The organism is Ornithinimicrobium kibberense, from assembly GCF_006519705.1.
Taxonomy (GTDB): Bacteria; Actinomycetota; Actinomycetes; order Actinomycetales; family Dermatophilaceae; genus Ornithinicoccus; species Ornithinicoccus kibberensis.
The window spans coordinates 212,760-232,494 of the sequence record NZ_VFXM01000002.1; the positions used below are offsets into that span (position 1 = coordinate 212,760).

The following is a 19,735-nucleotide window of genomic DNA, read 5'->3' on the forward strand; positions in this document are numbered from 1 at the left end:
CCCGGCGGTCCGACCGCCGGGCGTCGCGCGTGTCACACCCGGTAGGCAGGTCCGCCCTCGCTACGGTCTGACCATGGCGACCGAGGTGGCGCAGGAACGGCGGTTCCGGGCCGACATCGAGGGCCTGAGGGCCGTGACCGCCCTGCTGGTGGCCGTCTACCACATCTGGCTCGGCCGGGTCTCCGGCGGTGTCGACGTGTTCTTCGTCGTCGCCGGCTTCCTCGTCACCGGCACCCTGCTGCGGCAGCTCCAGCTCACCGGACGGGTCCGCCCAGGACGCTTCCTCGGCCGGCTGCTCGTGCGGCTCCTGCCCAACGCCCTGACCGTCCTGCTGGCAGTGGTCCTGGCCACCGTGGTCGTCCTGCCCGTCACCCGGCGGGCCGAGGTGCTCACGGAGGTGGCCGCCTCGGCGCTCTACGTCGAGAACTGGCACCTGATGGCCTCCTCGGTGGACTACCTGGCCCGCGACCGGGAGAACTCACCGGTCCAGCACTTCTGGGCGATGTCCATCCAGGGGCAGTTCTACGTGGTCTGGCTGGCCGTCGCCCTCCTGACCGTGGCCCTGGGGGCACGGCGGGCCGCGCACCGACGGTTCACGGTGCTGGTGGCCGCCGTGACCGGCGTCTCGTTCGTCTGGTCGGTGCTGCACACCTGGATCGACCAGCCGGTCGCCTACTTCCACCCGGGCACCCGGGCCTGGGAGTTCGGTGTCGGTGCGCTCGTGGCCCTGGGAGCCGGGCGTGCCCTGCGGCTGACCGACCGCGGCGAGCGGGTGCTCGGGTGGGCAGGCCTGACGCTGCTGCTGCTCACCGGGGTGCTGCTCCCCGTGTCCACCGCCTTCCCCGGTGCCGCCGCGATCGTACCGGTCCTGGGCGCGGTCCTGATCCTGGTCACGGGGCGGCCGGTCCCCGGGTCGGCCGCGCGGGTGCTCTCGGCCCGCCCCCTCGTGTCGCTGGGCGGCGTCGCCTACGGCATCTACCTGTGGCACTGGCCCCTGCTCGTGCTCGTGCTCCACGTGCGGGGCGCGGACCGGGTCGGTGCGGTCGACGGGACGCTCGTCCTGGTCACGGCGGTCGCGCTCGCCTACGCCTCGACCCACCTGGTCGAGCGGCCCCTGCGGGCCCTGCGCTGGGAGCGGCGGGGCGAGTGGGTCGCCCCGCTCGCCGGTGCCGCCGCCGCCCTGCTGCTCGTCGGGACCACCAGCACCGTCAGCGCCGCGACGTCTCCCCGCATGCCGGTCGGGGACGACGTCCGCCTGGCCCACTGGGCCGACCCCGGCAGCCGCGCGGATCTGACGGTGCCCGCCAGCGCCGACCCCTACCCCGGGGTGGTCGCCGCCTCCCAGGACCACCCGACCGTGAGCCTGGACGGTTGCCACCAGGGGCTGCGGGAGGCCGAGCTCGTCCGCTGCGTCTACGGGGACCCGGACGGCTCCCGGACCATGGTGCTGGTCGGCGGCAGCCACTCGGCCCACTGGCAGCCCGCGCTGGACGAGATCGGTCGGCAGACCGGCTGGCGCGTGGAGACCATGACCAAGAGCGGGTGCCGGCAGGGCCTGAACCTGGTCGGCCCGGAGCACGCGCTCTACGACGACCCACGGATCAACGACTCGTGCCGGGCCTGGAACGCCGAGGTCCTCTCGGTCCTGCTGGCCGAACGGCCCGACCTCGTGGTCGCCAGCACGACGACCGTCGACGACGGGACGGAGACGCTGCCCGCCTACTACCGCGAGTTCTGGACCGAGCTGGACGCCTCCGGCCTCGACCTGCTGGGGATCCGGGCGACACCGCGGGCGACCACGGACCGCGTCGACTGCATCGCCGAGCACGGCCCGGCGGCGGCGGAGTGCGCGCTCGCCCGTCAGGACACCCTGGCCGCGGTCAACCCGGCGGAGGCGCTCGCCGACGAGCTGCCCGGCCTGACGCTGGCGGACCTGACCGACTGGCTGTGCGACGACTTGTCCTGCCCTCCCGTCGTCGAGGACACGGTCGTCTACCACGACGCCCACCACCTCACGGCGACCTTCTCCCGGGCCCTGGCCCAGCCCCTCTACCGGGCCGTGCCCCAGGTCTTCTCCACGTCGTGAGGCACCGGTCCGCAGGCGCCGGGGAGGGCGGCGGGGCGTCGCGGCATACCCTCCAGGTATGAGCTCCCCCGCCCTGGTCCTGGCCGCCACCCCCATCGGGGACGCGCGGGACGCCAGCCCCCGCCTGCTGGAGGAGCTCGCGGGGGCCGACGTCGTCGCGGCGGAGGACACCCGGCGCCTGCGCCGGCTGACCGAGCGGCTCGGGATCGAGGTCGGCGGTCAGGTGGTCAGCTACCACGAGCACAACGAGGGGACCAAGACCCCCGAGCTCGTGGCCCGGGTCGCCGGCGGGTCCCGCGTCGTGCTGGTGACCGACGCGGGCATGCCCTCGGTCTCCGACCCGGGCTACCGGCTCGTGTCCGCCTGCGTCGAGGCCGACCTGCCGGTCACCTGCGTGCCGGGCCCCTCGGCGGTCCTCATGTCGCTGGCCGTCTCCGGGCTGCCCGTCGACCGGTTCTGCTTCGAGGGGTTCCTGCCGCGGAAGGCGGGGGAGCGGGCCCGGGCGCTGCAGGCCCTCGCCGAGGAGCCGCGCACGATGGTCTTCTTCGAGGCGCCGCACCGGCTCGCGGCGACGTTGACCACGATGGCCGAGGTGCTCGGGCCCGACCGCCCCGCGGCCGTGTGCCGGGAGCTGACGAAGACGTACGAGGAGGTGCGGCGGGGTGGGCTCGCCGAGCTCGCGGGATGGGCGGAGGAGGGCGTCCGCGGCGAGATCACCGTGGTCGTCTCGGGCGCGGACCCGGCGGCCACGGCCGTGGGGGTGGACCAGGCCGTCGCCCAGGTGCTGGCCCGGGTCGAGGGAGGGGAGCGGCTCAAGACCGTGTGCCGGGAGGTGGCGGCGCGGACCGGGCTGTCGGCCAAGGTGCTCTACGACACCGCGCTCGGGTCCCGGTAGCGGGCCACCGGTCCTACCCGGCCCTCACCAGCCCCACGTCCCCGGCTCCCCCTTGAACGGGCCGACGACGGCCGAGGTGATCCAGCCGCCGTAGAAGCCGCCCGGCTGGGGCTCCACCACCTCCCCGTCCACGAGGCACCGGTCCACCAGGCCCGGGTAGAGGGCGACGTGGTCTCGCAGCGCCTCGAACCCGGGCGAGGGGTCCGGGTAGGTCCAGGCGGCGCGGGCCGCGGTCCGGCCGCCGGCCACCAGGTCCAGGTAGGACGCCGCCCCCTTCCACTCGCAGAACGAGCTGCCGTCCGTCGGGCGGAGCACGCCGGGGACGAACGCCGCCCGGGGCAGGTAGTAGGTCGGGGGGTGGCTGGTCTCCAGGACCCGCAGCGACCGGGTGGTCCGCGCGACGGTCGTCCCGCCGAGCTCGACCACCACGAGCGCCTCGCTGGGCTCCACACGTGGTGGCCGGGGGTAGTCCCACACCGACTCCTGGCCCGGACCGGGCCTCCCGGGGCGCGGGTGCCTGCGCTGCATACCGTCTCCTGCCGTCCGACCTCACCTCCCCAACGGTCGACCGTCGCAGGCCGTTCCCCCACGACCGGCCGAGGAGTAGCGTCGGACCCCGGAGACGGACCACGACGAGGAGCGACCATGAGCACCGAGCACACCCTCGAGGACCCCCGGATCGTCACGCTCGACCCGGTGACCACGGCCGCCGTCCGTGCGACCGTGCGGATGGAGGCGCTGCGGACCTTCTTCGACAACTCCTTCAGCCTGCTCTTCGCCACGCTGGGGGAGCAGCGGACGGAGCCCGCCGGTGCCCCGTACGCCCGCTACCGGGGCGAGCCCACCGAGACCGTCGACGTCGAGGTCGGGATCCCCGTGGGTGCCGCGATCACCGGGGACGGGGACGTGCGCCCCTCGGAGCTGCCCGGCGGGGAGGTCGTCACCGCCACCCACGTCGGCCCCTACGACGGCCTGGGGGACTCCTACCGACGGCTGGCGGGCTGGATCGGGGAGCAGGGCCGCACCCCGTCGTCCTCGATGTGGGAGGTCTACCTCACCGAGCCCGGGCCGGACGTGGACCCCGCCGGCCTGCGCACGCAGATCTGCTGGCCGCTGGAGGCCTGAGGGTCAGTAGCCCGCGTCGGCCATCAGCTCGTCGGTGCGCCGTCGCCGCCCCGACGCCCGGCGCCACAGGACCCACAGCCCCCACAGCAGCAGGAGCAGCAGGAAGATCACGAGCACGGGCAGGAAGACCGCCACCAGCGACAGCGTGACGGCCGCACCGTCCTCGGCCGCGGACACCACGGGGGTGCCCAGCCCGCCCGTCCCGACGTTGACGGCAGGACGGGTGACGGCCTTGCCCGTGTGCACGATGCCGGCGGTGACGATGCCCAGCAGCACCCCCACCCACGGGTTGTCCGTCATGAAGGTCGAACCCTGCTCGAAGTCCTCGGCCGCGGTCGTCGCGGCGAAGATCAGCCCGCCGGTGGCCGGCCGCACGAACGTGCCCACGGCGTCGTTGACGTGGTCGACGACGGCGATCTTGTCGAGGACCACCTCGGAGAGCAGGAGCGCCCCCGCGATGCCGATCGCCCACCACGACTCGATCCAGGCGTACTGGTGGGGCAGGTCGATCACGCCGGTGAACCGCGCGACGAGCGCGACGACGAGGAACGGGATGTAGGCGTTCAGCCCGGCCGCTGCGGACAGGCCGGCGCCGGTGAGGGCGGCGAGCACGTGGTGGCCTCCTTGCTCGGGCGCGCCCCGGGCGGGGCCGCGCTCGCCCCATACAACCACGGGGTATGGCGTTCATCCTCCCGTCCGTGGGCGCGAGGGCGCCCGTGGGCGGTCCCGGAGGACGCACCACAACCTTTGGACCCCCTGCGCCGTTGAGGACGGGTGCAGGGGACGATCGTCCGACCGACACGGGAGCAGGTGAGCAGGTGCGCATCACCGACGAGGAGGCGTTCGTCGAGTTCGCGACCGGGGCCAAGCCCTGGCTGCTGACCTCGGCCTGGATGCTGACGGCCGACCCGCACGCGGCCGAGGACCTGGTCCAGGAGACCCTCGTGCGGCTCTACGTGCGCTGGCCCCGGCTGCGGTCGGGGCAGCCCGCGGCCTACGCCCGGAAGGTGCTGGCGAACCTGCACACCGACCGGTGGCGCCGTTCGCACCGGGAGCTGCTGACCGACCATCCGCCGGAGGGCGGCGGACGCGGCACCGACCCGCAGACGGTGGACCTGCTGCGGGCGCTGCAGCAGCTGGCGCCCCGGGAGCGGGAGTGCGTCGTGCTCCGGCACTACCTCGACCTGTCCGAGCGGCAGACCGCCGAGGCGCTGGGCGTCAGCGTCGGGGCCGTCAAGGGCTACACCAGCAGGGGCCTGGCCGCGCTGCGGCCGCTGATGCAGGACCAGGAGGACCGCCATGTCCGACCGTGAGCTGACCACGCTGCTCGACCGGGCCGCCGCGCACACGCCGCCGATGGACGTGCCGGTGCAGGCCGTCCTGGCCACCGGGAGCCGCCGCGTCCGGCGCCGGCGGGCGACCGCCGGCGCCCTGGGCGTCGGGGCGTTCGCCCTCGTCGGCGCGCTCTGGCTCGGCGGTCCCGGTGGAGGGGCGCCGACCGGGACCCCCGACCTCTCCCCGGCCGGACAGGTCTGGGAGCAGGGCGAGCCGGTCGACGGGGTGCTCTTCACCGGTGTGACGACCTACGACGAGGACCGGGTCGAGCACGACTACCACGCCGAGCTTGCCCGGCCCGTCCCCGACGGCCCCGTGGTCCTGGAGCTCTCCGACCTCGGCCGGCAGGTCGAGTCGGTACCGGCGCGGACCGTGCTCCCGGGCCTGGACGTCTTCGCCGGGGACCGGATGACCGTCGCCGTGTGGCGGGAGCCCGAGGAGGCGATCACCTCGGTCCCGCTGGTCGGGCCGCACGACCCCGGGGGGCCGTCGGGCGTGTCCTACGTCGAGGTGGGCGGCGGGACGCTCGCCTGGGCCGCCTGGGAGGCCGACGTGCAGCCCCTGCCGGAGCAGATCCTCGACGTCTACCTCGTCGGGGAGAAGGATGTCGTGGCCCTCTCCGGCGCCCCGGTCGGTGCGGAGGTGCTCCGCGCCGGTGGCGAGCGGGCGGTCGCCTTCGCCGACGAGTCCCGGGGGGTGTGGGGCTACGCCCTGGACGACGACCGGCCGGAGCGTCAGGTGTCCGGGCTGCACCACCTCGGCGGGGCCCCGGCGCTGACCGGCTCCACCGGGCTGGGTGACGACGGGGGCCAGCTGGTGGTGGCGGTGCTTCCGGAAGGCGCCCAGGACGTGCAGGTCGCCCCTCCGGCCGGGGGTGAGGGGCAGGACGGGTCCGTGGACGCCGCGTCGGTCGTCCTGGCCGGGCGTCCCGTCGTCCTGACCGTCACCACCCCGGGAGAGACGGGCGACCCGGGCGGCGTGGAGGTGGCCTTCACGCTGGGCGGGGTCCGCACCGCTCTGGACCGGCACGCACAGGACCTCTTCACGCTGGAGGGCCCCTCCGGCCCGCTGTCGGTGGACCCGGACCCGGACGACCCTGGGACGGTGGTGCTCACGGCCCAGGAGGACGGGCAGGAGGTCGCCCGCGTGCCGGCAGGCCAGCTGGGCCGTGGTCCGACGACCACGACGGTCGACGGGTCGGTCGTCGTGCTCGCCGCCGGCTGGGAGCCCGGCGCCACCGTCCTGTCCGACGCGCGGGTCCAGGTCACCGGCGAGGACGGGCCGGAGTGGGTCCGGCCGCAGGACGTGGCGCAGCTGGTGCTCGGTGACGGCACCCTGGTCACCGCGCTCGCCCTCGACGTCGCCGACGCCGGGTCGGTCGTCGGGGTCGGGCGGTCCGTGGACGACCGGGTGGAGGCCTGGGAGCCCCCGGCGCTGGTCTCGTCCGGCGTCGAGCTGAGGCGGGACCCCGACGGGCAGCTCGTGCCCTTCGTCGGCGGGGATCCGCTGCCACGGGTCGACGACGGGGACCTGGGGGAGGTCCGGCACCACGCCGGACCGGGGTCGGAGGCCGGGCTCCTCGTCGTGCCCGACCTCGGGCCGGGCCGCACGGCGGTGCCCCTCGTCCGCGGCGACCAGGACCGCCTGGTGGCCGACCCCGGAGCCGTCCGCCAGGTCGACCGTCTCGAGATCGAGGACGCCCCCGGTGGGGGCGCGCGGTCCGAGGCCGTCCTGTGGCTGGACGCCTCCCTCGTCGGGGCAGGCGGCTCGCTCGTCGACGGACTGGCCGTGGCCGACGCGGAGGCCGACGAGGCCGCCAACAGCTGGTCCCTGCTGGGATCGACCCGCTCGGCCTCGGTGGCGTTCGAGCCCTCGGCCGTGGCGACCGTCTCGCCCGACCTCGGGCTGTGGCTGCTCTACCCCCTCGGCTCGGTGGACCCGGTGCTGCTCCAGGTCGGCCGGGTCGGGGAGTCCCTGCTCCAGCTGGCCGGGGACGACCCCGCCGCGGTGACCCTCGCGGCGGTGCTCCCCGTGGGTTCGACGGCGCGTCTCGTCGGCCCGGACGTCGAGGGCGGCGTCGGGGCCTCGGCCGTCCACGACCTGGGCGAGGGGGTGCCGCTGCAGCTGGCGGTCTGGACGGTCCAGGTGCCGGGCGGCGGGACGCCGACCGACCGGGGCGCCGGACTCGACACGGACGGGGACGGGACGGTCGACGTCCCCCTGACGCCCCCGTCGGCCGGGTGAGGAGCCTCAGGCCAGGTCGGCCTCGGTCATCGTGGAGGGGTCGAAGTCCCGGCGTTCCACGAGGACCATCCAGTTGCCCGAGTTGTCCCGCATGAGGGCCTCGACCCCGTAGGGCCGCTCGGTGGGCTCCTGGAGGAACTCCACGCCCTTGGCGACCAGCTCGGCGTGGGTCCGGCGGCAGTCGTCGACGGTCAGCCCCACGCCCGGCAGGCCGCCCTGGGCCTGGGCCCGGCGCATCGCCTCGACGAGCTCGGGGGAGAGCGGCTCCCCGGGGGTGGTCAGGTGCAGGTGGAGCTCGGGCTGCTCCGGGTGGACGACGGTCAGCCAGCGGAAGTCGGGGCCGAGCTGGACGTCGTCGCCCTTCTCGAAGCCCAGGACGTCGGTGTAGAAGGCGAGGGACTCGTCCAGGTCGGTGACCCAGACGCTGACGAGGGAGACGTTGGTGATCATGGCCCCGACGCTAGCCGGGGTCAGGTGGTCCCGGCTTCTCCTCGGTTGCGGCGTCCCGCCGCTCGGTCAGGCCCCGCATGAACACGTAGCAGCCGGGGATGCGTGGTGCGCCGTCCGCGGCATACCTGCGCTGGAACTGGCTCGGGCTCTCCCCGGTGATCTCCCGGAACCGGGTGCTGAACGAGCCGAGGCTGCTGAAGCCGACCGCGTGGCACACCTCCGTGACCGTGAGGTTGGCGCCGCGCAGCAGGTCCTGGGCCCGCTCGACCCGCCGCTCGGAGAGGTAGACCCCGGGGGTGCGGCCGTAGGCGCGGCGGAAGAGCCGCAGGAAGTGGAACGTGCTCAGCCCGGCGACGGCGGCCAGCGTCTCCAGGTCGAGCGGCTCGCGGAAGTGCCGGTCGACGTGGTCGCGGGCCCGGCGCAGGTGGACGAGGACGTCCTCCGGCACGCGCGACGTCCGGTCCTGGGCCATGATGCCCGCAGTCTCCCACCGGCAGGCCGGATCGGCACACCTAGACTGAGGCACCATGACCCACGTCCTGACCTCCGTCGCCTGGCCCTACGCCAACGGCCCGCGCCACATCGGCCACGTCGCGGGCTTCGGTGTGCCCTCCGACGTCTTCAGCCGCTACATGCGGATGGCCGGTCACGACGTGCTCATGGTGAGCGGCTCCGACGAGCACGGGACGCCGATCCTCGTGCAGGCGGACAAGGCCGGGATGAGCCCGCAGGAGTTCATCGACGTCAACCACCGGGCCATCGCCGAGGACCTCGTCGCGCTGGGGGTCTCCTACGACCTCTACACGCGCACGACCACGGTCAACCACCACTCCGTCGTGCAGCAGATGTTCCTGGCCTGCCACGCCAACGGCTACATGGTCGAGCGGACCCAGCAGGTCGCCATCAGCCCCTCGACCGGCCGCACCCTGCCGGACCGCTACATCGAGGGCACCTGCCCCATCTGCGGGTACACCGAGGCCCGGGGCGACCAGTGCGACAGCTGCGGCAACCAGCTCGACCCGGCCGACCTGCTGGACCCCCGGAGCAAGATCAACGGCGAGACGCCGGAGTTCACCGAGACCCAGCACTTCTTCCTCGACCTGCCCGCCCTGGCCGAGGCGCTCGCGGAGTGGCTCGACGGGCGCGAGGCCAGCGGGCTGTGGCGCCCCAACGTCATCAAGTTCTCGCAGAACATCCTCGAGGAGATCCGCCCCCGGGCGATGACCCGCGACATCGACTGGGGCATCACCGTCCCGCTGGAGGGCTGGTCGGACAACCCGACCAAGAAGCTCTACGTCTGGTTCGACGCGGTCATCGGCTACCTCTCGGCGTCCGTCGAGTGGGCCCGTCGCATCGGCGATCCGGACCGCTGGCGCGAGTGGTGGAACGACCCGGAGGCGCTGTCCTACTACTTCATGGGCAAGGACAACATCACCTTCCACTCCCAGATCTGGCCGGCCGAGATGCTCGCGCACAACGGGCAGGGCAGCCGGGGCGGGCAGGTCGGCCCGTTCGGCAGGCTCAACCTGCCGACCGAGGTGGTCTCCAGCGAGTTCCTCACCATGGAGGGCAAGCAGTTCTCCACCTCGCGCAACGTCGTCATCTACGTGCGGGACGTGCTGGAGCGCTACCAGCCCGACGCGCTGCGCTACTTCCTCTCCGCCGCCGCGCCGGAGACGGCCGACTCCGACTTCTCCTGGCCGGAGTTCGTCAAGCGCACCAACACCGAGCTCGTCGCCGGCTGGGGCAACCTGGTCAACCGGACCGCCTCGATGATCGCCAAGAACTTCGGCCAGATCCCGGCCGCCGGTCCGCTCGAGGAGGTCGACCGGGCCCTGCTGGACCAGGTCGCGGCCGGGTTCGGCACCGTCGGGCGGCTCATCGGCACGCACAAGCAGAAGGCCGGGCTGGCCGAGGCGATGCGCCTCGTCGGGGAGGCCAACGCCTACGTCTCGGCCACCGAGCCGTTCAAGCTCAAGGGGGAGGACCAGCGCGAACGCCTGGCCACCGTCCTGCACGTGCTCGCCCAGGCCGTCGTGGACCTCAACACGATGCTGTCCCCCTACCTGCCGCACAGCTCCAGCGCCGTCCACCGCGCGCTGGGCGGAGAGGGCACCTTCCAGCCGATGCCCGTCGTCGAGGAGGTTCCCGACCTCGACGAGCCCGACCGGGACCCCTACCCGGTCATCACCGGGGAGTACACCGCCACGCCGCGCTGGGAGCACCGTCCGGTCGTCGTCGGCTCCCCGGTCGCCAAGCCCTCCCCGATCTTCACCAAGCTCGACCCCTCCGTCGTCGAGGAGGAGCGGGCCCGGCTCGGCCTCGTGGACGAGGTCGGGGTATGACGCAGGCCGGGTCCGCGCAGCGGCCGCCGGCTCCCGACCGGCTGCCGGTCGCGGTCGTCGACAACCACTGCCACCTGGACGTCCAGCGCGACGACGCCCCCTTCGTCGGCCTGCAGGACGTGCTGGCGGAGGCGGCCGCGGTGGGCGTCGACCGGATCGTGCAGATCGGCTGCGACATCGAGTCGGCCCGGTGGACGCACGGGATCGTCGACGAGCACCGGTCGCTGCTCGGCGGCGTCGCCGTCCACCCCAACGAGGCGCCCAGGCACGCGGTGGCCGGCGACCTGGACGCCGTGCTCGAGGAGATCGCCTCCCTCGCGACGCATCCCCGCATCCGGGTGATCGGGGAGACCGGTCTGGACTACTACCGCACCGGCCCCGACGGCGTCCCCGCGCAGCAGGAGTCGTTCCGCCGCCACATCGCGCTGGCCAAGGAGCTCGACCTGGTCCTGCAGATCCACGACCGCGACGCCCACGACGACGTGCTGCGGATCCTGGCCGAGGAGGGCGCCCCCGCGCGGACGGTCATGCACTGCTTCTCCGGCGACATGGAGATGGCCCGGGAGTGCGTCCGCCGCGGCTACTACCTCTCCTTCGCCGGGACGGTGACCTTCCGCAGCGCCAGGGACCTGCGCAACGCCCTCGCCGTGACGCCGGTCGAGCACCTGCTCGTGGAGACCGACGCCCCCTACCTCACCCCCACCCCCCACCGGGGCCGGCCCAACGCGCCGTACCTGCTGCCGCTGACCGTGCGCGCCATGGCGGAGACGCTGAGCACGAGCGTCCCCGAGCTGTGCGAGGCGCTGTCCGCGACCAGCGAGACGGTCTACGGGCCCTGGTGACCGAGCACGAGGAGAGCCTGCTCGGCCCGGCGCAGGTCCGTCGGCTGGCCGAGCGGCTCGGCATCCGCCCCACCAAGCAGTGGGGGCAGAACTTCGTCATCGACAAGGGCACCGTGCGACGGATCGTCCGCGCGGCCGAGGTCGGTCCGCAGGACGTCGTCCTCGAGGTCGGCCCCGGCCTCGGCTCCCTCACCCTGGCCCTCCTGCCGGAGGTCGCCCACGTGACCGCGGTGGAGATCGACCCGGCCCTGGCGGACCAGCTTCCGCGCACCGTGGCCGACCTCGCCCCGCACCTGGTGGACCGGCTGACGGTCGTGCCCGCCGACGCCCTGCGGGTCCAGGAGCTGCCCGACCCCCAGCCCACCGCCCTCGTGGCCAACCTGCCCTACAACGTCGCCGTGCCCGTGGTCCTGCACCTGCTGGCGACCGTGCCGACCCTGCAGCGGGTCCTCGTCATGGTCCAGCTCGAGGTGGCCGAACGGCTCGCGGCCGGCCCGGGGAGCAAGGTCTACGGGGTGCCCAGCGTGAAGGCCGGGTGGTACGCCGAGGTCACCGGCGCCGGACGGATCGGCCGCACCGTCTTCTGGCCCGCGCCCAACGTGGACTCCGGCCTCGTCCGGATGGTGCGCCGGGACCCCCCGGCCGCCCGCGCCGGGCGGCAGGAGGTCTTCGCCGTGGTCGACGCGGCCTTCGCGCAGCGGCGCAAGACGATGCGGGCCGCGCTGGCCGGGTGGGCCGGCGGGGCCGAGCGGGCCGAACGGGTGCTGCGGGCCGCCGGGGTGGACCCGAGGGCCCGCGGCGAGGTGCTCACCGTGGCGGACTTCGCCCGGATCGCGGACGCCGCCCTGGACGACGGGGGGCAGCGTCCGGGCGGCCAGGAGGATCGGCGGCCGAACCCATAGGGTGAGGCCATGAGTCCAGGCGGGAGCACCGAGGCCGTCACCGTCCGGGTGCCCGGAAAGATCAACCTGGAGCTCGTCGTGGGACCCCTGCGCGAGGACGGCTACCACGAGCTGTCCACCGTCTTCCACGCCGTCAGCGTCTACGACCGGGTGACGGTGCAGCCCGCGTCCCGCTGGTCGGTGCACGTCACCGGCCCGTTCGCCGACCGGGTCCCGACCGGTCCGGACAACCTGGCCCTGCAGGCCGCCCGTGCGCTGGCGCGCCGTCGCAGCCGGCGGGCCGGCTCGGGCCCGGTGCGCATCGACATCGACAAGCAGATCCCCGTGGCCGGCGGGATGGCCGGCGGCAGCGCCGACGCCGCCGCCACCCTCGTGGCGTGCCGGGAGCTGTGGGCCATGGACCACGTCGACCAGGACACCCTCGAGGGCGTCGCCGCGGGGCTGGGCTCGGACGTGCCCTTCCTCCTGCGCGGCGGCACGGCCATCGGGTCGGGCCGCGGCGAGCAGGTCACCCCGGTGCTCGCCCGCGGCGAGCTGCACTGGGTGCTGTGGGTCGGGGAGGGGCTGGGCCTGTCCACCCCCGAGGTGTATGCCGAGTGCGACCGGTTGCGTGCGGAGGCGGGCAGCACGGACCTGCCCGTCCCGCAGCCGTCGGGCGAGCTGATGGCCGCGTTGCGGCGGATGGAGACCGACGAGGTGGCCGCCGCCCTGCGCAACGACCTGCAGGCGGCGGCCGTCTCCCTCCAGCCCCTGCTCGGCGAGGTCCTCGACACCGGCCTGGAGCTCGGGGCCCGCGCCGGCATCGTCTCCGGGTCCGGGCCGACCGTGGCCTTCCTCGTCGGGTCCCAGGCCGAGGCGATCGACCTGTCGGTGGGGCTGGCCGCCAACGGGCCGACGGGGGACATCACCAGGGTCGTCGGACCGGTCCCCGGGGCCCAGGTGGTGCAGCACCACCGCACGCCGTCGCCGCCCCCGCCAGGCCCCGTCCGCGGCGGCCCGCTGGGACCGGTGCACGGCTGATGGCACCTCCCGCCAGCCTGGTCGCCCTCGACCGGGCCCGTCTCGTCCTGGGCACCAGCGTGCTCCTCGACGACGTCTCCGTCGGTGTCTCCGACGGCGACCGCATCGGCGTCGTCGGCCGCAACGGCGGCGGCAAGAGCACCCTGCTGGGGGTGCTCACCGGCGCTCGTGAGCTCGACGCCGGCCGGGTCCTGCGGACCGGCGACGTCACCACCGGCCTGCTGGGGCAGACCGACACCCTGCCGCCGGGGGCGACCGTGCGGGAGGTCGTCCTGGGCGACCTCGCCGAGCACGAGTGGGCCGGTGACGCCCGCGTCCGGGAGGTCCTGGAGGGTCTCCTCGGCGGCATCGGCGCGGGCGCGGTCGGCGGCTGGGACGCCGTCGTCGGGCCGATGTCCGGCGGCGAGCGTCGTCGGCTCGCCCTGGCGGCGCTGCTCGTGGCCGACCCGGACCTGCTCGTGCTCGACGAGCCCACCAACCACCTGGACGTGGAAGGCGTCGCCTGGCTCGCGGCATACCTCGCCGGGCGCCGCCCCCGGTCCGGCAACGGCCTCGTCGTCGTCACCCACGACCGGTGGTTCCTCGACGAGGTGAGCACCCGCACGTGGGAGGTCGAGGACGGGCGGGTGCACACGTACGAGGGCGGCTACGCGGCGTACGTGCTGGCCAAGGTGGAGCGTCAGCGGGTGGCCCGGGTCACCGAGGACCGGCGCGCGAACCTGGCGCGCAAGGAGCTGGCCTGGCTGCGGCGGGGCGCCCCGGCACGCACGAGCAAGCCGAGGTTCCGGATCGAGGCCGCGACCGCGCTCATCGAGGGGGAGCCCCCGCCGCGGGACACCGTCGAGCTCGTCCGGTTCGCCACCACGCGGCTCGGCAAGGACGTGCTCGACCTGCTCGACGCCACGGTCACGGTGGGCGACCGGACCCTCCTCGAGGACGTGACCTGGCGGATCGGCCCCGGGGACCGGTACGGGCTCGTCGGGGTCAACGGGGCCGGCAAGTCGACCCTCCTGCGGGTGCTGCAGGGCCAGCACCCGCTGGCCCGGGGCAGGCTCAAGGTCGGCAAGACGGTGCGGATGGCCTGCCTGACCCAGGAGCTGCGCGAGCTGGACCGGGTGGCGGGATGGTCGGTGATCGACTCGATCACCGAGGTGCGCTCCTTCACGGTCATCGGCGGCAAGGAGGTGTCGGCCAGCTCCCTGGCCAAGCGGCTGGGCTTCAGCGGCGGCCGCCAGCAGTCCCGGGTCGGCGACCTGTCCGGCGGGGAGCGGCGCCGGCTCCAGTTCGTCCGGCTCCTCATGGACGAGCCCAACGTGCTGCTCCTGGACGAGCCGACCAACGACCTCGACATCGACACCCTCACCGCCATGGAGGACGTGCTCGACGGCTGGGCGGGCACGCTGGTCGTGGTCTCCCACGACCGCTACCTGCTGGAGCGGATGACCGACCGGCAGCTGGCCCTGCTCGGGGACGGGTCGCTGCGCGACCTGCCGGGCGGGGTGGAGGAGTACCTCCGCCTGCGCCGGCAGCTGCCCGGGCGGAGCGCGCGTCCGGGGGTCACCGCCCCGGCCGGACCGGCGGCCCCGACCGGCGCGGTCGCCGGGAGCGGGGGGACCGCGCCGGCACCGAGGGGCCCGCGCCCCGACGCGGCCGCGGAGCGGGAGGCCCGCAAGACGCTGGCCCGGGTGGAACGGGCGCTGGACCGCATCCACGCCCAGGAGGCCCGGCTCCACGAGCAGATGGCCCAGGCCGCCACCGATCCCGACCGGCTCGCGGCGCTCACCGCGGAGCTGGCCGACCTGACCGACCAGGAGGCCCGGCTCGAGGAGGAGTGGATGGAGGTCTCCGAGGTGCTCGAGGACTGATCCGGGACCGCCGGCGGGGATCGGTCAGGACCGTCCGGCGACCTCGCGGCGACGGAGGCCGACCAGCCCGAGGCCGACGCCGAGGGCGGCCAGCCCCAGCAGCACGAGCAGCGGCGTCAGCTCGACCGCCTCGACGGGCACCTGGGCCGGGTGGCTCAGCGGCGAGAGGTCCACGACCGCCTGCGGCACGTCGAGCAGGGCCGCGAAGGTGCCGGCGAAGACGACCAGGCCCACCATCGCCCAGCCGACCGGCGCCAGCAGCACCGGGGCCCATCCGTGCAGCAGGGCCACCAGGCCGAGGACGGCGAGCACGGCGGGGACGAGGTTGAGGTGCGCCAGGGTGCTGTCCCAGGTCAACGACTCGTCCCCGGTGACGGCCGCGGCCGCCGCGCCGGTCAGGAACCCCGTCACCAGCATGATCAGCGCCGCCCACAGCGCCACCACGGCCAGGTGGGCCCCGGCCCAGGCGGCCCGGCTCGTGGGCGTGGCCAGCACGAGCTCGGCGCGCCCGGCCGCCTCCTCCGCCCGCAGCGACTGCACCGCGTAGACGACGTAGGCGGAGGCGAGCATCGCGCTGAAGACGGACAGGAAGGCGATGTAGCCCAAGGTCATCTGCTCGGCGCCGAACATGGCCTGCATCTCGGCCGGGAGGGCGTCGGCGGAGTCGAGCATCACCTGGGTGAAGGCCCCGTCGATCACCCCGAGGAAGACCGCGGCCGAGCCCCAGGCGAGCAACGGACCCCGCTGCAGCCGCAGGGCCAGGCCCCACGGGGTGCCCAGGGACGGTCCGCCCCGCTCGTGCCCGCGCCGGGGCGGGAGCAGGCCCGCCCCGAGGTCCCGGCGGCCCTGGAGCGCGTAGGCCAGGACGGTCGTGGCCGCCGCGAGGGCGAGCAGGAGCAGCAGCGGCGCCCACCGGTCGAGCACGTAGGGCGCCGACTGGGCGGCCCAGCCGAGGGGGGAGGTCCAGGACAGGGCGCTGCCGCCGACGGCCACCATGTCGCCCAGGGCGCGCAGGGCGAACGCGGCACCGAGCACGAGACCGGCCAGCCCGGCCGCGCCCCGGGAGTAGGCGCTCAGCTGGGCCGCGGCCGCGGTGATCCCGGCGAAGGCCAGCCCGACCAGCGCGACGGCGGACGCCACGACGACCGACCCGGCGACCGGCCAGCCGTTGGCCACGGCCAGCGCGCCGACCACGACAGCCGCCAGCAGGTTGGTGACGACCGCCACGACGAGCGCCGCGGTGAGCGGCGCCTGACGGCCGACCACGTCGGCCCGCACCAGCTCCGAACGCCCGCTCTGCTCCTCGAGCCGGGTGTGCCTGGTGACCAGCATGATGTTCATCAGCGCGGCCAGGAGCAGCAGGTAGAGCAGGTAGCCGGCGGCGAAGAAGCTGGCGTGGGTGGGGTCCTCCATCCCGTAGGCGGGACCGGTGAAGAGCCGGCCCACCGGCTGCTGCACCATCGGGGTCACGGCGGCCAGGTCGGTCTCCGTCGGAGCCAGCTGGGGCAGGGCCGCCCCCAGGTAGACCATGAACAGCCCCAGCCCACCGACCCAGGCGGGCAGCTTGATGCGGTCCCGCCGCAGCATCAGCCGGACCAGCGTCCCGGTGCCCGTCGTGGGCCGGTCCGGTCGGTCCTCCAGGACCGGGTCGGCGGCGCGGTCCTGGCGGTGGCGGGTGGTCGTCGTCCCCATCTCAGGCCACCTCCGCGTCCTCGTCGACGGTGGGCCCGTCGCCGTAGTGCCGCATGAGCAGCTGCTCCAGGGTCGGGGGGTGCGCCACGATGGCGGTGACGCCGAGACCGGCCAGGGCCTGCAGGACCGGTTCGACCCGGTCGCCGTCGACGTCCAGCCTGACCTGGTCGCCGGAGCGCTCGAGCGCATGCACCCCGGGGAGGTCGGCGAGCCCGTCGGCGGGACGTCGCACGGTCGCCACGACCGTGGTGCGGGACAAGTGCCGCAGGTCCTGCAGGGTGCCGCTCTCGGCGACCCGGCCGGCGCGGATGATGGAGACCCGGTCGGCGAGGACCTCCACCTGGGCCAGGATGTGGCTGGAGAGCAGGACCGTGGTGCCCTGCGCCCGGGCCTCGCGGATGCACTCCTGGAAGACGACCTCCATGAGCGGGTCCAGCCCTGCCGTGGGTTCGTCGAGCAGGAGCAGGTCGACCGGGGAGGCGAGCGCGGCGACGAGCGCGACCTTCTGCCTGTTGCCCTTGGAGTAGGTGCGGGCCTTCTTGCCCGGGTCGAGGTCGAAGCGGTCGACGAGCTCGTCGCGACGGGCCCGGTCGGGGGTGCCGCGCAGCCGGGCGAACAGGTCGATGGCCTCGCCGCCGGTGAGGTTGGGCCACAGCTCGACGTCGCCCGGCACGTAGGCCAGCCGCCGGTGCAGCCCGACCGCCTCGTCCCACGGGTCCTGCCCGAAGAGCCGGGCGGTGCCGCCGTCGGCCTGCAGCAGGCCGAGGAGCACGCGGATGGTGGTGGACTTGCCGGCCCCGTTGGGGCCGAGGAAGCCGTGGACCTCGCCGGCCTCGACCTGCAGGTCGAGGCCGTCGAGCGCACGGGTGGAGCCGAAGGTCTTGACGAGTCCCTCGGTGCGGATGACGGGTGCGGAGCTCATGACGGGTCCTTCGGAGGGGTGGTGAGGGCCTCCGGCGTCAGCACGCCGGAGGTGAGAATCTCGGCGGCCGGACGCAGGTAGGGCAGCAGGTCGCCCCCGTCGTCCAGCAGGTCGGCGCCCAGGAGCCGGTGGAGCTGCTCGTGCAGGACCAGCGTCCCCAGGGACCACAGGGTCAGCACGACCATGCGGCCCCGGGGGTCGGCGGTCGGGCGGACCACGCCGCTGCGCTCGGCCTCGGCGGTGTACTCCAGGGCGTCGTCGACCAGGTCGTCCAGCAGGGCGTCCAGGTGGGGACTGCCCTCGACGAGCACCCGGGCCAGGTAGCGCAGCATGGGCCGGGCGTCGTCCATGCCGGCCACGAGCGTGACCAGGTCCATGCCCGGACCGTCGGCCATCGCCCCTGTCTTGGCCTCCCTGATCGTGCGGACCACGTGCTCGTCGCACGCCTCCCGCAGCCCGTCCTTGGTGCCGTAGTGATGGATCACCAGGGCGGGGGAGACCCCGGCGGCGGCCGCGATCACCTTGAGGCTCGTCGACCGGACGCCGTGGCGGCCGAACAGGTCGACGGCCGCCGTGAGGATGCGCTCCCGGGCCGAGGCGGGGGGAGGCTGACTGAACATGCAGTCAGCCTAGGACTGAACGTGCGTTCAGCGCAAGGGGGTGGGGCCGGTGGCTCGAGGGCGTGCTCGAGGGTGCCGGGAAGGGCCCTCAGCGGTCGTCGAAGGGCCGGAGCAGGCGCTTGAGCGCCGTGGCCACGTCGGCCTGCTCGGCCGGGGGAAGCGCGGCGAGGATCTCCCGCTCGCCGGCCACCAGCTCCTCCAAGGCCCCGTCGACGACGTCCCGCCCGGCGGGCGTCAGGCGGACGAGGACCGAGCGCAGGTCGGCCTCGGACGTGGTGCGCTCGACCAGGCCCCGCTCGGCCAGCCGGGCGATCCGGTTGGTCATGGTGCCGCTGGTCACGAGGGTCTGGCGGACCAGCTGGGTCGGGGTGAGCCGGTAGGGCTCCCCGGCGCGCCGCAGGGCGGAGAGCACGTCGAACTCCCACGACTCCAGCCCGCGGCCGGCGAAGGCCTCCCGGCGGGCGAGGTCGAGGTGCCGGGCCAGGCGGGAGACCCGGGAGAGCACCTCGAGCGGGGCGACGTCCAGGTCGGGCCGCTCGCGACGCCAGGCGGCGACGATGCGGTCGACCTCGTCCCGGTCGGGGCCGTCCCGCTCCGGTTCACCCATGGCGACCACTGTAGTAGGGCCGTGCACAGCTCCCCGGGCAGGAATCGAACCTGCGTCGCTAGTCCTGATTCAAAGTCAGGCGGCCCCTGCCAGCAGAGCAACCGGGGAACGTCCGCGAGGACCGCACCAGCCTAGTGGTCGTGCCGCAGGTCTACTCCCTCCGGTCCCTGACCGTCCGGAGCACGGGCCGGGCCTCCATGCCGGAGAGGCCGTTCCAGGCGAGGTTCACCAGGTGGGCGGCCACGTCCTCCTTCTTCATCCGACGGGAGTCCAGCCACCACCCGCCGGGGATGGCCACCATCCCGACGAGCATCTGGGCGTACAGGGGTGCGGTCTTGGGGTCGAGCCGCCGGCGCCTGAACTCGGCGGCCAGGATGTGCTCGACCTGGCTGGCGATGTCGCTGATGAGGCTGGCGAAGGACCCGGTCGACTGTCCGGGCGGGCTGTCGCGCACGAGGATCCGGAACCCGTCGGTGGAGTTCTCGATGTAGTCCAGCAGGGCCATCGCCGCCGCCTCCAGCAGCGCGCGGGCGTGCGCCCCCTCCTTCGTCAGGGCCTCGGTCATCTGCCCCAGCAGCGCCTGGATCTCCCGGTCCACGACGACCGCGTACAGCCCCTCCTTGCCGCCGAAGTGCTCGTAGAGGACCGGCTTGGACACCCCGGCGGTGGCGGCGATCTCCTCCACGGTCGTGCCCTCGAACCCCCGCTCGGCGAACAGCCGTCGCCCCACCTCGATGAGCTGCTGACGGCGCTGCGGCCCCGTCATCCGGTTGCGGGGGGCGTTC

The 19,735-nt window shown here is 74.4% G+C and carries 19 protein-coding genes and 1 tRNA gene; 10 read left to right on the plus strand and 10 right to left on the minus strand.

What is annotated here, in order from left to right; genetic code table 11:
• The first annotated feature begins 73 nt into the window (after window positions 1–73).
• Together FJR00_RS02465 and rsmI are read left to right on the plus strand one after the other, a co-directional pair.
• The gene (locus tag FJR00_RS02465; RefSeq protein WP_141337311.1) at window positions 74–2,086 is read left to right on the plus strand and encodes an acyltransferase family protein; all 2,013 of its coding nucleotides are present in this window, start codon (window positions 74–76) and stop codon (window positions 2,084–2,086) included.
• 58 nt (window positions 2,087–2,144) lie between these two features.
• Window positions 2,145–2,981, plus strand: a complete 837-nt coding sequence (gene rsmI / locus FJR00_RS02470; RefSeq protein ID WP_141337312.1) for a 16S rRNA (cytidine(1402)-2'-O)-methyltransferase — start codon at window positions 2,145–2,147, stop codon at window positions 2,979–2,981.
• A 24-nt stretch (window positions 2,982–3,005) separates the two neighbouring features.
• On the opposite strand, the gene FJR00_RS02475 is transcribed toward rsmI, so the two are convergent.
• Window positions 3,006–3,509, minus strand: a complete 504-nt coding sequence (locus FJR00_RS02475) for a DUF427 domain-containing protein (RefSeq protein WP_141337313.1) — start codon at window positions 3,507–3,509, stop codon at window positions 3,006–3,008.
• Between the two features lie 117 nt (window positions 3,510–3,626).
• Between FJR00_RS02475 and FJR00_RS02480 the strand changes: the two genes are divergently transcribed.
• Window positions 3,627–4,106, plus strand: a complete 480-nt coding sequence (locus tag FJR00_RS02480) for a GyrI-like domain-containing protein (protein ID WP_141337314.1) — start codon at window positions 3,627–3,629, stop codon at window positions 4,104–4,106.
• A gap of 3 nt (window positions 4,107–4,109) precedes the next feature.
• Here the strand turns inward: FJR00_RS02480 and FJR00_RS02485 are convergent, their stop codons facing one another.
• A complete protein-coding gene (locus FJR00_RS02485; RefSeq protein ID WP_141337381.1) occupies window positions 4,110–4,718 on the minus strand; it encodes a DUF4126 domain-containing protein in 609 nt (202 codons plus the stop codon).
• Between the two features lie 206 nt (window positions 4,719–4,924).
• On the opposite strand from FJR00_RS02485, the gene FJR00_RS02490 reads away from it, so the two are divergent.
• Both FJR00_RS02490 and FJR00_RS02495 read left to right on the plus strand, forming a co-directional pair.
• Window positions 4,925–5,419 (plus strand): SigE family RNA polymerase sigma factor, encoded by a 495-nt coding sequence (locus FJR00_RS02490; RefSeq protein WP_202876574.1) that lies wholly within the window; start codon window positions 4,925–4,927, stop codon window positions 5,417–5,419.
• The gene (locus FJR00_RS02495) at window positions 5,406–7,685 is read left to right on the plus strand and encodes a hypothetical protein (protein ID WP_141337316.1); all 2,280 of its coding nucleotides are present in this window, start codon (window positions 5,406–5,408) and stop codon (window positions 7,683–7,685) included. The genes FJR00_RS02490 and FJR00_RS02495 overlap by 14 nt, the downstream gene beginning before the upstream one ends.
• A gap of 6 nt (window positions 7,686–7,691) precedes the next feature.
• On the opposite strand, the gene FJR00_RS02500 is transcribed toward FJR00_RS02495, so the two are convergent.
• Complete coding sequence (locus FJR00_RS02500; protein ID WP_141337317.1) at window positions 7,692–8,135, minus strand: VOC family protein; 444 nt, start codon at window positions 8,133–8,135, stop codon at window positions 7,692–7,694.
• 10 nt (window positions 8,136–8,145) lie between these two features.
• Window positions 8,146–8,607 carry a helix-turn-helix domain-containing protein gene (locus FJR00_RS02505; RefSeq protein ID WP_141337318.1) on the minus strand — a complete coding sequence of 154 codons (462 nt, stop codon included), beginning with the start codon at window positions 8,605–8,607 and terminating at the stop codon, window positions 8,146–8,148.
• A gap of 55 nt (window positions 8,608–8,662) precedes the next feature.
• On the opposite strand from FJR00_RS02505, the gene metG reads away from it, so the two are divergent.
• Genes metG through FJR00_RS02530 form a run of 5 tightly spaced genes read left to right on the plus strand, consistent with a single transcriptional unit; the run spans window position 8,663 to window position 15,109 of the window.
• Complete coding sequence (gene metG, locus FJR00_RS02510; RefSeq protein WP_141337319.1) at window positions 8,663–10,480, plus strand: methionine--tRNA ligase; 1,818 nt, start codon at window positions 8,663–8,665, stop codon at window positions 10,478–10,480.
• Entirely contained in the window at window positions 10,477–11,322 is an 846-nt protein-coding gene (locus FJR00_RS02515) for a TatD family hydrolase (protein WP_141337320.1), read from the plus strand. The genes metG and FJR00_RS02515 overlap by 4 nt, the downstream gene beginning before the upstream one ends.
• Complete coding sequence (gene rsmA, locus FJR00_RS02520; protein WP_141337321.1) at window positions 11,319–12,224, plus strand: 16S rRNA (adenine(1518)-N(6)/adenine(1519)-N(6))-dimethyltransferase RsmA; 906 nt, start codon at window positions 11,319–11,321, stop codon at window positions 12,222–12,224. Before FJR00_RS02515 ends, rsmA begins: the two co-directional genes overlap by 4 nt.
• Window positions 12,225–12,233: 9 nt before the next feature.
• Window positions 12,234–13,244, plus strand: coding sequence for a 4-(cytidine 5'-diphospho)-2-C-methyl-D-erythritol kinase (locus FJR00_RS02525; RefSeq protein WP_141337322.1), 1,011 nt, complete (start codon window positions 12,234–12,236; stop codon window positions 13,242–13,244).
• Complete coding sequence (locus FJR00_RS02530; RefSeq protein ID WP_141337323.1) at window positions 13,244–15,109, plus strand: ABC-F family ATP-binding cassette domain-containing protein; 1,866 nt, start codon at window positions 13,244–13,246, stop codon at window positions 15,107–15,109. The genes FJR00_RS02525 and FJR00_RS02530 overlap by 1 nt, the downstream gene beginning before the upstream one ends.
• Window positions 15,110–15,133: 24 nt before the next feature.
• On the opposite strand, the gene FJR00_RS02535 is transcribed toward FJR00_RS02530, so the two are convergent.
• The 6 genes from FJR00_RS02535 to FJR00_RS02560 form a co-directional block, all read right to left on the minus strand.
• Window positions 15,134–16,801 carry an ABC transporter permease gene (locus FJR00_RS02535; protein WP_141337324.1) on the minus strand — a complete coding sequence of 556 codons (1,668 nt, stop codon included), beginning with the start codon at window positions 16,799–16,801 and terminating at the stop codon, window positions 15,134–15,136.
• A 1-nt stretch (window position 16,802) separates the two neighbouring features.
• Window positions 16,803–17,723: an ABC transporter ATP-binding protein gene (locus tag FJR00_RS02540; protein ID WP_141337325.1), complete on the minus strand. Its 921-nt coding sequence runs from the start codon at window positions 17,721–17,723 to the stop codon at window positions 16,803–16,805.
• Window positions 17,720–18,343, minus strand: coding sequence for a TetR/AcrR family transcriptional regulator (locus FJR00_RS02545; protein WP_141337326.1), 624 nt, complete (start codon window positions 18,341–18,343; stop codon window positions 17,720–17,722). The genes FJR00_RS02540 and FJR00_RS02545 overlap by 4 nt, the downstream gene beginning before the upstream one ends.
• An 88-nt stretch (window positions 18,344–18,431) precedes the next feature.
• Entirely contained in the window at window positions 18,432–18,950 is a 519-nt protein-coding gene (locus FJR00_RS02550; protein ID WP_141337327.1) for a MarR family winged helix-turn-helix transcriptional regulator, read from the minus strand.
• A 29-nt stretch (window positions 18,951–18,979) separates the two neighbouring features.
• Window positions 18,980–19,058, minus strand: a tRNA-Gln gene (locus tag FJR00_RS02555).
• Window positions 19,059–19,101: 43 nt separating this feature from the next.
• Complete coding sequence (locus FJR00_RS02560) at window positions 19,102–19,716, minus strand: TetR/AcrR family transcriptional regulator (protein WP_141337382.1); 615 nt, start codon at window positions 19,714–19,716, stop codon at window positions 19,102–19,104.
• Window positions 19,717–19,735: the final 19 nt, after the last annotated feature.

Excerpts from the sequence above, each read along its gene's own strand:
- FJR00_RS02465 (WP_141337311.1), top strand. The coding sequence starts at position 74 with ATGGCGACCGAGGTGGCGCAGGAACGGCGGTTCCGGGCCGACATCGAG.
- rsmI (WP_141337312.1), top strand. The coding sequence starts at position 2,145 with ATGAGCTCCCCCGCCCTGGTCCTGGCCGCCACCCCCATCGGGGACGCG.
- FJR00_RS02475 (WP_141337313.1), bottom strand. The coding sequence starts at position 3,509 with ATGCAGCGCAGGCACCCGCGCCCCGGGAGGCCCGGTCCGGGCCAGGAG.
- FJR00_RS02480 (WP_141337314.1), top strand. The coding sequence starts at position 3,627 with ATGAGCACCGAGCACACCCTCGAGGACCCCCGGATCGTCACGCTCGAC.
- FJR00_RS02495 (WP_141337316.1), top strand. The coding sequence starts at position 5,406 with ATGTCCGACCGTGAGCTGACCACGCTGCTCGACCGGGCCGCCGCGCAC.
- FJR00_RS02500 (WP_141337317.1), bottom strand. The coding sequence starts at position 8,135 with ATGATCACCAACGTCTCCCTCGTCAGCGTCTGGGTCACCGACCTGGAC.
- FJR00_RS02505 (WP_141337318.1), bottom strand. The coding sequence starts at position 8,607 with ATGGCCCAGGACCGGACGTCGCGCGTGCCGGAGGACGTCCTCGTCCAC.
- metG (WP_141337319.1), top strand. The coding sequence starts at position 8,663 with ATGACCCACGTCCTGACCTCCGTCGCCTGGCCCTACGCCAACGGCCCG.
- FJR00_RS02515 (WP_141337320.1), top strand. The coding sequence starts at position 10,477 with ATGACGCAGGCCGGGTCCGCGCAGCGGCCGCCGGCTCCCGACCGGCTG.
- FJR00_RS02525 (WP_141337322.1), top strand. The coding sequence starts at position 12,234 with ATGAGTCCAGGCGGGAGCACCGAGGCCGTCACCGTCCGGGTGCCCGGA.
- FJR00_RS02530 (WP_141337323.1), top strand. The coding sequence starts at position 13,244 with ATGGCACCTCCCGCCAGCCTGGTCGCCCTCGACCGGGCCCGTCTCGTC.
- FJR00_RS02535 (WP_141337324.1), bottom strand. The coding sequence starts at position 16,801 with ATGGGGACGACGACCACCCGCCACCGCCAGGACCGCGCCGCCGACCCG.
- FJR00_RS02540 (WP_141337325.1), bottom strand. The coding sequence starts at position 17,723 with ATGAGCTCCGCACCCGTCATCCGCACCGAGGGACTCGTCAAGACCTTC.
- FJR00_RS02545 (WP_141337326.1), bottom strand. The coding sequence starts at position 18,343 with ATGTTCAGTCAGCCTCCCCCCGCCTCGGCCCGGGAGCGCATCCTCACG.
- FJR00_RS02550 (WP_141337327.1), bottom strand. The coding sequence starts at position 18,950 with ATGGGTGAACCGGAGCGGGACGGCCCCGACCGGGACGAGGTCGACCGC.
- FJR00_RS02560 (WP_141337382.1), bottom strand. The coding sequence starts at position 19,716 with ATGACGGGGCCGCAGCGCCGTCAGCAGCTCATCGAGGTGGGGCGACGG.